We start from the raw sequence: 12,848 nt of genomic DNA on the forward strand, positions 1-12,848 counted from the left end.
TTCTAATAAATATAAGACAATATTAATCAAATATGATCAGATAGATAAACTCAAAATGAAATATGAAAGATCTATTTTTAATCGCCTTAATCTACTATTCATCAAAAATCGACATAAATTTTAGTTATGGCGAGTATTTCATATCAAATAACAAAACATCCCCATTTTCTCAGAGATGTTTTGTTATTTTTAAGATAAGACCTGTCCTTCTTCTCTTTTCTTATTCAAATTGTATAGTGCTTCAAAAATAAAATAATCTTCATAGTTCGTGATTTTGATATTTGAACTATTCCCTAAAACAAATGACATCGCATGATTATATTTATACATCATGCTACATGAATCGATATTATTTGTAATGCCCAGATCCATTTCTTTGAGATGTGTATTATAGATATCTTTCATAAAAAATGTCTGAGGTGCTCTTGCATAAAATAAATCTTCTCTCTTTAAGACTTCCATGATTTTGGTTTTATCTTCACTCTTAAATACTGTTTCGGTAGCTGGAGCAACGGTTACTGCAGCTCCATGAGTTCTTGTGGTAACTATATTTTCTAGTATAAGATTTTCTGATATTATAGGTCGAACACCATCATGGATTAGCACGACAGTATTTTCGCAAGTTCTATCGTCCTTATATACAGCATCGAGTCCGTTAAATATTGAGAGCTGGCCAGTCTCTCCTCCCTCTACAATCCACTGAACCTTGTCTAGAGAATATTCAGCTACAAGTTCTTTCATGTAATCTATGTATTCTGCAAGGATAGTAACTACAATCCCATCAATCGCAGAGCAATTATTGAATTTTTCTAATGTATGTACAATTATTGGCTTATCATCAATATTTAAAAACTGCTTAGGTTTTTCAGTATTTCCCATTCTAGTACCGGTTCCACCAGCAAATATTAGTGCTATATTCTTCATTATTTCCTCCTATATTATTTGTATAATTTATAAATGTAATAATGACTAATCTTTATGGATACACAAAAATTTACTCTCGAATTCAAATGTCTCGCATTTTAATCTAGTGTGACTATAAACGTACAAGTAAAATGAAATGTAGTAAAGCAACCAAAATACAATTTTGTAATTGATTGGATCCACCATGGAAGTTATCAAAATAAAAGTTTGCATAACAAGGGACATTGAATTTGCAATTAATACATAAGGACACTCTTCGTTATTATTTTTATTCCAAAGTGTGAATGTGTCTTTCATCGTATTCCAATAAATATATATAAAAGGCGTTACCACTAAGAATAATCCAGTAACCCCTGTCTCAGCAAGTAACTGCAAAATACTATTGTGGACATCCATTCCTTTTCCTTCAGCAGATAAATGTATTGCTGACGAAATAAGCGTAAACTTACCATGACCTATCCCAAATATTGGATTTTGGAGAAATAGTTCCCAAGCTTTCTGATAGAGCTGTACACGTCCAGAGGAAACACCGCCAGCAACTTGAGATCCGTGTAGAATCGCATTGAGTGTCATCGTATACCGATGTAAAAACTTGATTTTACTTAACAATGGAAGAAAAATTACAACCGCAATGCTGAATACGATGATGCCTAGAAATAACCACTTCAATCTCGAAATTCTTGTTTTTTTATCTCCTTTAAGTATATAAAATAATGCAAAGGAAATTAATAATGCCCCCAATTCACCTCTACGACCCGAAAGAAGAATTACTAACGAATATAATCCAACTAGCGTTCTGTAAATATACTTTTCTTTCTTGCTCGGATTCATAAAAAGTAATAAAGATATCGTACTAATCATTCCAAATATAACAACATATAATGTAAATGAGATCCCACCTAGAGACATACTATATCCGGAAAAAAAGTACTTTTTCGCATAAACTTGAGCCGTAGGGGAAAGAATTGGAAAAACGAAATCCCAAAAAGGCTTCTGAAATATCTGAAAAAAGATGATTATTATACTAAAAACTGTTGCCGAAATTATAAATACTTTTAACGCTTTTCTTATATCATCTTTTGATTGAGTAGTTGTGACAAGAAATCCTGTTGTAATAAGCATTAAAATAATATAAGCGAAATTCTGTTTATCTTTTAAAGAATCCGGCCTAATAAAGATAAGTAAAGTAATCAATGATAGTAAGATATAGGGAAGCTTTATGTTTAGGAAAGACATCTTCCTATTTTCTTTGAGATGATGCACTAAGAATATGACGAGTATCAGTGTTAAAAAAACTTGTCCGTAAATCATTCTTATGCCAAAATCTCTATAGACAAAAAAAGTAACAAAATAAACTGACATAATTGTAAGAGGATAATCCTTGAGTTTACTTACAAAATCTTTAAATCCTAGAACTAAATTATTCATGAATATCCTCTCTTATTGTTTTTCTTAATATATACTCACCAATTGACTTTGTGGCTTCTCCAGATTCAAAGGACTGTAAATCTTTATGGTGTGAAACCAATTTCTGCTGATAATCCTCATCGTTAAAATCCGATATATTTTGAATTAACTTATCAAATGTGAGTGCTAATGAATATGGCCAGGAAGACGGATCCGTATAAAATTCTCTCTCTTTTTCTTGATATTCTGCAATATCTGTTGAGAGGAGAAAAACTGGTTTAAAAGAAAGCGAAAAATCCCACATACATGATGAAAAGTCAGTAATAAGAACATCACTTGCCAAGAGTAATTCTTGCATATCTGGATAATTAGAGACGTCAATGATCCTCGAATCATTGACCTTAGATGTCTCATAATAGTGACTTCTATATAGGATAACCCATGACCCTTTCATTTTTGCTTCAAGTGTATCTAAAAGCAGGTCAAAGTTAAAACTCTCGAGTGCAAAATCAGTTACATTTCTAAATGTAGGTGCTATTAATACAACCTTTTTATTTGCGATATTGAGGTTGTTTTTGACCTGTTGAGCTAGCGATTCATTTCCGTTAACTAAGATATCATTTCTTGGCATTCCCTTTTCCATTATCTCCCCGAGATAATCAAAGGATTCATGTAGTGTTTGACTTGAGAATGCTTTACTACTTGATAAATATAAATCAACTCTACGATTTTTATCTCGAACATTTTTGGCATTGAAAGAACTTCCATCTTTTCGAGATGTCCCAACCTTTTTATAAGAACCGCCACCATGCCAAGTGTTTATTACAGTCTGACCCTTTCTTTTCGGTATTATTGACCAACTCTCGGAGTTTTCAACTACAATATTTGCAGTTAAAACGTAATAAATGTACTTCAAACTCTTATATCTAACTTTTTTAATAGGGGCATCAAAATGAAACTTTTCAGTACTCTCAAATGCCCATATTAAATCTAATTTATTAGAATAATCCTCTAAATATTCATAAATATACTTCGGATTACATCCATATTGCTTACCATTATAGGCATTGAAAATAATCCTGTTTTTTTGAATAGGGAAAACAAAAAAAATCTTTAAAGCATTACGAATGAGAACAATTAAATAATATTTCAAACAATCATCTCCTCTCTTTAATCTTTAATACAGTAGTATTTATTTTTAAACTTGTGATATGGTTCTTCAGTATTAATATATGCAACATTATGTTTCGCAATTCTTTCTTGTACTGGTGGCAACGCCATGTAATCACCAAAGATTAAAGTCAAGTATCGATCATAACCCTTAATCACAGGTAAGCTAAGGTGTTCAAACGGAACTCTAACTACAGACTCAAAATCATCCTTAGGATGTAATGTTGTCATTCCTCGGATACTACCAATTAATTCAGTAACCTCATCCGAGTCTTCCCACCGATGCTTAGTCATACGTCTTTCAGCACGTTTCCAAATATTGTATCGAGTCTTTTTCCAAGGAACTACTGCATAGATAAAACCCGTCACTATTCGAATAGCCTTTCCTTTGTTATCTGGAAGTCTCTGAGTATTAAACAAGGCAAATATAAAAGCATTATAAAGTTGAAGCAATCTTTTTACTTTACTTTTTGGTGCTCCATCTATCGGCATTATTTCAATACCAATAGAATGAATAACATCATCATTTATACTATGTTTATTTATGAATGTTGTTTGCGTATCTTTTATTCCAATTCCAGCATCATGATAATTAGATTTTAAATCTGATCTTACAAGTACATACTGTGAATTAGTAGACTCTTGATTCCATATTTTTGATAATTTTTCATAATCATCACGTGGCATCATAAGATCTACATCATCATCCCACGGGATAAAGCCATGATGACGAATCGCACCAATCAGTGTTCCACCTAGTAGAGAATACTGCAAATTATGCTCAGTACAAAACGCATCAAAATATTCCAAAATTTCTAAATTCTTTTCTTGTAGTGCCTTTAATTCTGCTTCTTTAACATCGAGTAAATCAAAAATTTCCACAAACTTCAACCTCTTTTCGTTTCAACTTACAATCACAAACTTAATTAAATCTAAATTAACTGAAAACAACTTTTTTTATGGTTTTCAATATTAACTTTACGTCATATAAAACCGAGTATTTTTCTAAGTAGGTTAATGAATTGTTTAATTTTTGTGGTAACAATACCGTTTCGTAGTAATCGATACGATCTGAATTTTCTTCTAAAAATAACTCTTCATCTCTTAGTTCTATTGAACTAATATCCGTAATACCAGGTTTAATCGTGAATAGTTTTAAGTGCTCATCGCTATAATATGGAAGATATTTAGGCACCTCTGGTCGCGGACCTACAAATGACATTGTTCCAAATAACACATTAAATAATTGTGGCAGTTCATCAATTTTGTACTTTCTTAGAACACGGCCTGGCTTCGTTACCCTTGGATCATTTCCTACAGTAACTAGTGGACCAATCTTATCCGCATCCGGTACCATTGTTTGAAACTTATAAATGTTGAATAATTTCAAGTTTTTCCCCATCCGCTGTTGTTTATAAATAATTCGATCTTTTGTAGATAATTTTATCCATATTGCAACAATAATAAATATTGGTGATAATACTATGATTCCCAACAAACTAAAAAGCAAATCAAAAATTCTTTTTGTAAATCGTTTAAATAATGATATTTTACGCTCTGAACCAGTAACTAAATTTATTTTACTATCGATAACACTTTGGTAATTAGTCATTTAGAACCTCAATTAAATTTTCAACAACATATTCTACGTCTTCAAGAACCATCAAACTGTTTAATGGTAATGTGATTTCATTCTGATAGAAATTGTATGCAGCTGGATAATCATCTATTTCAAAACCTAAATTTTTATAAGCAGTTAATAGAGGAAGTGGTTTATAGTGTACATTTGTTGAAATTCCTCGTTCCGCCAATTTAATAATTATGCTATTTCTTTCCTTTTCGTTTATACCATCTATACGAATAAAGTAAAGATGAGAACTAGAATCTTGATACTCATTCAAATGATCAAGATGTAAGATATTCTTAAATTTTCGATCGATTTGTTCGTTGTATGAATTTACAAGATGATTTCTAACCTCAAGAATATCATCGTAACGTTCAAGCTGAGAAATTCCGATTGCTGCTTGAATATCAGTCATATTACATTTGTAATTCGGTGCGATAATATCGTATTCCCAAGAACCCGGTACATTCTTCGCAAGAGCATCTTTCGATTGACCGTGTAAAATGAGAAGCATATATTCTTTATATAGTTCTTCATTAACAATAAAACTTTGATTTCTCCATGTTACAGCGCCGCCTTCTGCCGTGGTTAAATTTTTCACAGCATGAAAAGAGAAAGCTGTAAAGTCCGCAACTTCTCCTGACATTTTCCCTTTATATTTAGCGCCAAATGAATGAGCTGCGTCAGCCATAACAATTATTCTTCCAAATGATGATTGAAGATTATTGTTTGGTGTAAAGAGTTCTTTCTTTCTTTCAACAATTTCAAATATTTTATCATAATCACACATTATTCCAGCAATATCCACCGGAATAATCACTTTCGTTTTCTCTGTGATTGCTTCTTCCAATAACTTGTAATTCATTTCTGGTTTTCCTTCTTGAATATCAACAAGAACGATTTTAGCACCTACATGATGAATCACACTTGCGGATGCAGTATAAGTATAGGCACTCGTAATTACTTCATCTCCCGGCCCTACACCTAAAAGACGTAACGTCATTTCCATTGCCGCTGTCGCAGAATTCATTGTCACAACTTTATCAGTATTACAATATTCAGCTAATTGTGATTCAAATAGTTTAGTTTTAGGGCCTGTAGTAATCCAACCCGATCTCATCGCTTCAACCACAAGTTCTATTTCTTTTTCGGAAATATCAGGTGGTGAAAATGGAATGTTTCTAGTTTTCATTATTCTTCTCCTTATGAGTGTATGTCGGTACGACCTTATGTAAATTTAAGGATATTTCGCTATCCTCCATTAAAAGTAGCGACTCTAATGTTTCCAACGATTCATTTATTGTTTGTGAGTCAGTTATAATCGGATTTGCTACATAGATTAAATTATTCTCAGTTTTTTTAAGACCTTCTTCCGACATAAGTAATTCTTCATATAACTTTTCTCCCGGACGTAATCCAGTAAATTTAATCTCGATTTCTGTATAGGGTTGGAATCCACTCAACTTGATGACTTGTTCTGCGAGATTTAATATTTTTACTGGTTTACCCATATCTAAAACAAATATTTCTCCACCGTTTGCATAAGCAGTTGCTTGAAGTATAAGACTGACTGCTTCTGGAATTGTCATAAAGTAGCGAATAATATCCGGATGTGTTACGGTAACTGGTCCTCCTTGTTCAATCTGTTTTCTAAATAGAGGTACAACCGAGCCATTTGATCCCAAGACATTTCCAAAACGAACCGCAACATATTTAGTTTTAGAATTCGCGTCTTTACTCTGAAGCATCATTTCGTTAAAGCGTTTTGTCGCTCCCATAATATTTGTTGGGTTAACTGCTTTGTCAGTGGAAATGTTGACGAATAACTTTACGTTATTTTTATCTGATAAATCAATTAGATTTTTTGTTCCAAATATATTGTTTTTAATCGCTTCCTTTGGAACATACTCCATAAGTGGTACATGCTTGTGAGCAGCTGCATGAAAAACAACAGTTGGCTTTTCTTGTTCAAAAAGACATTCAAGCGCATCCAAATCACGTATTGATGTTATTACTGCTTTCACTTCTATCTTAGGAATATCTCCAGAACGCATGAGCATATTCAGTTCTTGTTGAATTTCATACAAACCATTTTCATTAATATCAAGTAGGATTAATGAATCGGGAGAGTATTTAATTACCTGTCTAACAAGTTCTGATCCGATTGATCCCCCTGCTCCGGTTACTAAAATTCTTTGACCATCTAATTGCTTAAAAATACCCATATCATCAATTACTATCTCAGGTCTATTGAGCAAGTCACTAATTTCTATTTTACGAAGACTGTTTTTTAGATTTTTGTTTTGAATTAACTTTTTTGCTGATTCTACTGTCTTTACGTCTACACCAATCTTTATTAGTTTATTTATTATTTCCTTTTGAGTATTTAAGGGTTGTGATGGCATCGCAACAAAAACACACTCGATGTCATATTTCTTCACTACTTTTTCAATATCATCATGATTTCCAAGAACAGGGACAGAATAGATGATACTATTTTTTAAACTTGGATTATCATCAATAAAACCAATTACTTTATATCCATATTCATTATTTCGGCTAATTTCATTTAAAATCATTTGACCCGCGCTACCAGCGCCATAAATCAAGATTGAGTGGAGTTTTTTTCCTTTTACCGCTACCCGTTCTTTCTTATCATAATAGTAACGAACAACAAAACGAACTGAAAGCTGTAAGAGTATATTAAGCCCAGTAATGATAATCATTGCTCGAGCACCAATCAGCTCATTGTTTCGAATAATTATTATCACCAAACAGGATAAAAATGCCATAATATTTGCGAGTCCGATTCGAATCGTTTCATGGACCGATATTTTTCTCCAAACCATCTTATCCAATGAAAACATTTTGTAGAAGATGAGATACACAACAAGGATTAACCCAACTTCAAAGATCCCAACTCGTTGATATAATAAATCCATTGCATAATGTGAATTATTAAGTATCGATAATCCACAAACAATTGAAAAAATTAAAACCAAAATATCAAAAACCACCATGACAACTTTATTCTTTTTCATTAATTTCCCCAAACCTTCCCCTAATAGTGCTTTTAAGTGTATATACAACGAAAATATTATATCACATAATATCAATAAATATCGGTTAATCAATGTGACATTACCGTACACAATCTTCACAACAATCACAAATAAATGCTTTTTCTAAGCGTGTTTACTCATTCAATCAAAAATAAAATGAGCTCCGATTGTATTCGAAGCTCATTTCCATGTTTAATAACTCTTTTATTTTTTTTCGAACTCACTTATCAATGAAAGTTTTGAGTCGAATGCAGCAGTAAGTGTCTCAATGATAGTATCAAGATCATCGCCATTGTAATGGTCATTAAGACAGACCATCTTGTACTTCGTATCTTTGATTGCTTGAGCGCCTTTTTCAGCTTCTTCAAGGCTGTCAATGAGGAAACGATCACCAATTTTATGGCTTCTTGGCATAAAGTTGCCCTCGCACATTTGCCATTCTTTGATGACCCATTGGTTTACATCATATTTATAATCTCGAATTTGATGTAGACATGTTTGATGCAATACATCATATTCTTTTTCCCAAATTGTTTCAAAAGTTGATTTTAAAAACGAAGTGGGGAGATGTTGTTGGTAAAGTCCTGGGAACCGTGACCAAGGTGTAAAGATGAGATTTAAAGCATTCAACACACCATTTCGGTAATTATACCACTTCCATGGATTCTTTTTAATCACTTGTCTTTTACTAAAGTTTTGATTAATGACACCAATATCATTAATCATAATATTCGAGATTGTATCATACCGCGCAGGAACAATAGGATTAATTACTGCAGTATCGCAAGGGAGACCCTCCTTGAAAAAGTCTTCCGGTTTCATTGGCTTGTTAATAAAGGTATCATCATTAAAATAAACGAAATGCTCACTTAGTCCCTCGATTCGATGCAAATTTAATTCAATTACATGTGATGAGAACGTTGGTAAATATTCTTTTGGAATATAGTCTTCATGTCGAATAATTTTTAACTTGGGATGTTCTGTGTTTAAAAAATCCGGAATATGTCCATAAGTAACGAAGTAAATCTTATTAACCCAAGGGGTGTATGCTTCAATAGCTCTAAACCAGTACTTAAATATACCCCAATCACGATAATCGTTCACAACTGGATCTATATTATTGTCTTCTAACTTCATACGATCCCTAAGCCAATTTTCGTCACTACCATCTACCCACGGAACTACAAAATCAATTTTTATGTTATTCATCCAGGAATTCCTCCTTACTTTTGAACTTTTTTCTTAATTCTTTACTCATATAGTTCCATCCAAATGACATTTCCATCATAGTCTATATATTCTCGCGAATATTTTGTTGTTCCAATCGCGATACCATTTGAATCAAAAGGAGTGATAGACGAATAAAATTTATCGGTAAGAATAGAACCATTTTGGTCAACTATGGAAAAATAATTTGAAAACGGTGTTTGAATCATGTAGTAAGAGCGATCATTGAAAATTAAGTCCTTATAGGAAGCACCACGCCAAACTGTATTTTTATTGTATGCATCCAACTCTTTATTCTCTATTACCTTGTGTTTATGAATGATAGTCATCGGAAAATGTTTGAACTCTCTCTCTAAATCTTGAGAGAACTTATTCTCTATTTCTGTCCTAACCAATTCAGAATCAATGACCAATGGGTTCCCTATTTTTCGATAGAGCTTACTCGTAAAAGTCCGTTCCCCAATCGTTTCTTCAACAAAAGGACCATAAATTTTAAATCTGCTTTTCGCAGTTGGCAATTCCACGATTTGTCCTTTTTCATTCACAATACCGTAGGTTAGATAATCTTCGCCTTTTTTCACTTTTTCGCTATCTGGAAATTTTACGGATAAGTGAGCAAGATTTGGGTCATAAAGTGCTTCTTGAGTATAAACAGTAAGCATTTTATGTTTTTGATAATCTTTAACTTTAACTTTTACTAATTCACTATTTTGAACCTCAAAAGCATACATGTTATTAAAACTTGCATAGTTTTTTTGGAGAATAGTTTCAAAATTTAATCGAGTTGCTGAGTATTCATAGCCAGTGCGTTTTACCTGTTTCGTTAACTCATTATAGAACTGAATTCCACTAAATCCTAGAATTGCAACGAAGGCTAACTTATATAGCTTTTTATCCTTATAGAGGCCTAAAATCATAGGTATAACAACCACTGTTCCATAATAACCAAAAACAGTCACTCGAGTTCCAAGTACTTTTGAAAATGGCAAATAGAAATATAACAACATATTTAGAATAACAAAATCAATTAAACTTTTTTGTTTTTCGTAACTTTCGATTAGCTTATTGTAATGAAGCATCGTTACTGCAAAAATTGAAAATCGCAATAAAAAAGGAACACTTAAGATTTTTATATTTTCTGCATCAGAATAAAGAAGAAATTTTGATAAAATAGGAACATTTTCAAAAATAGAAAAGAAAGCTGGCGTATATACTAAACGTGTTAATGGAAACAATATAAATATTATAGTGAAAATTTTAAAATTCCATTTAATTTTTGTCGCTATGTAAATAATTGGAACTATTAACGCAGTTCCATGTATAAAGAACAATAAAGCTGTTGTTAATCCTTTAATTTTCCAATCGAAATCACGATCTCGATTAAAGTAGACATACATTGATCCAACAATAACGATAACTTGTCGTAACGCACCCAAATTCCAATATAAGAAAAATGTTGAGAAATAAAGTAACGTTGCCATTTCAAAATAATCAGAACTGTCTTTAATCCAAAGTAACGCTACAAGAAGAATTCCTGTACAAAGTAGTCCTGAGAAGACATGATAATTCATACCGACTGCACGACCTGCCAACATCAATACTTTAAACAAAGTCTCAATTTTTGGTAAACTTGCAAACGATTCATTGATCCGATGAGGATCAATGGACTCATAAATTGTCTGATATGAAAAATAATCTGCACCCACACCAAATCTTAAAAAGATAATTAAGACAAACGGTAGTGCAGCAACGATAAATTTTTTCTTTGAGTCCAAGTGTTTCCCAAAGTATAAAAATGCACATAAGTAAATAAAACTAAAATAATACACAATAAGCTCCTCACATTCATTAAACTGCTAGATTAATATTCATCAATGATTAAGAATAAAACTAATATTCTCGTTAAATACCAATAATATAATACCATATTATTAAAGGCAATACTTTTATTGTATCTTTGAATTAAACAATCCAGTTCTATGCCCATTAGCATGTGAGGCTAAATCTTACAGTCCTTTTTGATATGCGGCTTCGATTAAATCATACTCATCCGTAATGGCTTCTAAGATCCCATACGTATCAACAACGCTTACGCCGTGTTTTTCAAAAAAATTCATGATTGCGGAAAAATGTTTGTATTCATCGCTTTGTGGATAAAAAAGACGATCAAGGTTTAACGTATAAGTCTCTTTACGATCTGTTGTAAGAAGCAGATAGAATGCTTCTCTTCCGACAACGGTTTGTCTTCTTCGATAATTTAATCCTTCGTGCGTGCCGGGATCATACCCTTCATTATTAAAATAGATTTTGATCGAATCAATCGAATCATATGGAATTTGTTTGGTTTTACGTTTGCCCATAAAACTTAGGAATGAAGCAGTTAATTTCAGTTTTGTACCTACATATACCTCAATGCCCTGATTCCAAACGGTAAAGTAATCGTAGTAGTCTTTGAAATTTCGAAAACCAATCAAACTCACCATCCCATAACAATACCCAAACGTCAATAAAACAACAAGCAGATGTGGCTTGATTGCATAGGCCACAAAGCATACAAGTGTCGTCAAAAGAACAAATATTACGAAAAAGACTTTCGATCTATTTTGACCAAAACTAAAGGGGATTGGAAACGTTTCTTTTCCCTTCACCAATTCATCTAAAGGAATCCCAAGTATTTCACTAAGGCGGACTAAATTATCAATAGACGGAAGGCTTTCGCCTCGTTCCCATTTGGAAATTGATTGCCGAGAAATGTTTAATTTTTCTGCTAACATATCTTGACTCATCTTTTGTTCTGTCCGGTAGAATTTAATTTGTTGGTTTATTATCATAATCACCACTCCTTCTATCCAAATGCTAGCACAGTACCGTTTTTTAGCCTAGAACCTTTTAGTTGCGACATAGAAAAAACTACTTAGGAGTAGCTTTCTCTTAAATTATAGTGTTTGACATAAAAATATAACGCAATGCCATTGAGAATAAACGCCACGAGACAACAGCCCATGATAATCGTAAACATTGTTGGTGCTATATCCATTATCGTACCGAAATCATCATGATTCACTAAGCGGACGATAGAATAATATTCACTCAACAAAAACAAGATTGGAAAGATAAACGATAAAGAATAGTAAAGGTACCAATGTTTCATGCGTCCCGTTAAACTCCTAAAGAGATTCAACAACACAATCACAACAGAACCGATACCTGTAATTACCCATAGATATTCCATTTGCATTACCTCCACCCGATTAACTCCATTCTACCATGTATGTAAAAGTAAAAACAAACAGAATCAATCTGTTTGTTTTCCTAAATTCAAATCTCAACCGCACCACCCAAGGTGCGGTTGTTTTTGTATAATAAAAGGAGCCCACCCGACTAAAAGGAGCTCCCATATGAAGTATAAACAATTAGATAAAAAAATGAAAGAC

At 32.6% G+C, this 12,848-nt stretch carries 11 protein-coding genes; all 11 read right to left on the reverse strand.

What is annotated here, in order from left to right:
- Positions 1-189: 189 nt before the first annotated feature.
- Complete coding sequence (locus tag EPJ90_RS07615) at positions 190-924, reverse strand: IspD/TarI family cytidylyltransferase (RefSeq protein ID WP_200542913.1); 735 nt, start codon at positions 922-924, stop codon at positions 190-192.
- A gap of 45 nt (positions 925-969) precedes the next feature.
- Positions 970-2,352, reverse strand: a complete 1,383-nt coding sequence (locus EPJ90_RS07620) for an O-antigen ligase family protein (protein WP_200542914.1) — start codon at positions 2,350-2,352, stop codon at positions 970-972.
- A complete protein-coding gene (locus tag EPJ90_RS07625) occupies positions 2,345-3,484 on the reverse strand; it encodes a CDP-glycerol glycerophosphotransferase family protein (RefSeq protein WP_200542915.1) in 1,140 nt (379 codons plus the stop codon). Before EPJ90_RS07625 ends, EPJ90_RS07620 begins: the two co-directional genes overlap by 8 nt.
- Positions 3,485-3,501: 17 nt before the next feature.
- A complete protein-coding gene (locus EPJ90_RS07630; RefSeq protein WP_200542916.1) occupies positions 3,502-4,383 on the reverse strand; it encodes a LicD family protein in 882 nt (293 codons plus the stop codon).
- Between the two features lie 55 nt (positions 4,384-4,438).
- Positions 4,439-5,113: a sugar transferase gene (locus tag EPJ90_RS07635; RefSeq protein WP_200542917.1), complete on the reverse strand. Its 675-nt coding sequence runs from the start codon at positions 5,111-5,113 to the stop codon at positions 4,439-4,441.
- Positions 5,106-6,317 carry a DegT/DnrJ/EryC1/StrS family aminotransferase gene (locus tag EPJ90_RS07640; RefSeq protein WP_200542918.1) on the reverse strand — a complete coding sequence of 404 codons (1,212 nt, stop codon included), beginning with the start codon at positions 6,315-6,317 and terminating at the stop codon, positions 5,106-5,108. The genes EPJ90_RS07635 and EPJ90_RS07640 overlap by 8 nt, the downstream gene beginning before the upstream one ends.
- The gene (locus EPJ90_RS07645) at positions 6,307-8,166 is read right to left on the reverse strand and encodes a polysaccharide biosynthesis protein (RefSeq protein WP_244660402.1); all 1,860 of its coding nucleotides are present in this window, start codon (positions 8,164-8,166) and stop codon (positions 6,307-6,309) included. Before EPJ90_RS07645 ends, EPJ90_RS07640 begins: the two co-directional genes overlap by 11 nt.
- A gap of 225 nt (positions 8,167-8,391) precedes the next feature.
- Positions 8,392-9,396, reverse strand: coding sequence for a stealth family protein (locus EPJ90_RS07650; protein WP_125163731.1), 1,005 nt, complete (start codon positions 9,394-9,396; stop codon positions 8,392-8,394).
- A gap of 41 nt (positions 9,397-9,437) precedes the next feature.
- On the reverse strand, positions 9,438-11,243 hold the full coding sequence (locus EPJ90_RS07655; protein WP_200542920.1) for an EpsG family protein: 1,806 nt from the start codon (positions 11,241-11,243) through the stop codon (positions 9,438-9,440).
- A 177-nt stretch (positions 11,244-11,420) separates the two neighbouring features.
- Positions 11,421-12,245 carry a helix-turn-helix domain-containing protein gene (locus EPJ90_RS07660; protein WP_200542921.1) on the reverse strand — a complete coding sequence of 275 codons (825 nt, stop codon included), beginning with the start codon at positions 12,243-12,245 and terminating at the stop codon, positions 11,421-11,423.
- A gap of 83 nt (positions 12,246-12,328) precedes the next feature.
- Complete coding sequence (locus EPJ90_RS07665) at positions 12,329-12,646, reverse strand: hypothetical protein (RefSeq protein ID WP_200542922.1); 318 nt, start codon at positions 12,644-12,646, stop codon at positions 12,329-12,331.
- Positions 12,647-12,848 lie beyond the last annotated feature (202 nt).

The sequence above is a fragment of the Erysipelothrix sp. strain 2 (EsS2-7-Brazil) genome, from assembly GCF_016617655.1.
Taxonomy (GTDB): Bacteria; Bacillota_I; Bacilli_A; order Erysipelotrichales; family Erysipelotrichaceae; genus Erysipelothrix; species Erysipelothrix piscisicarius.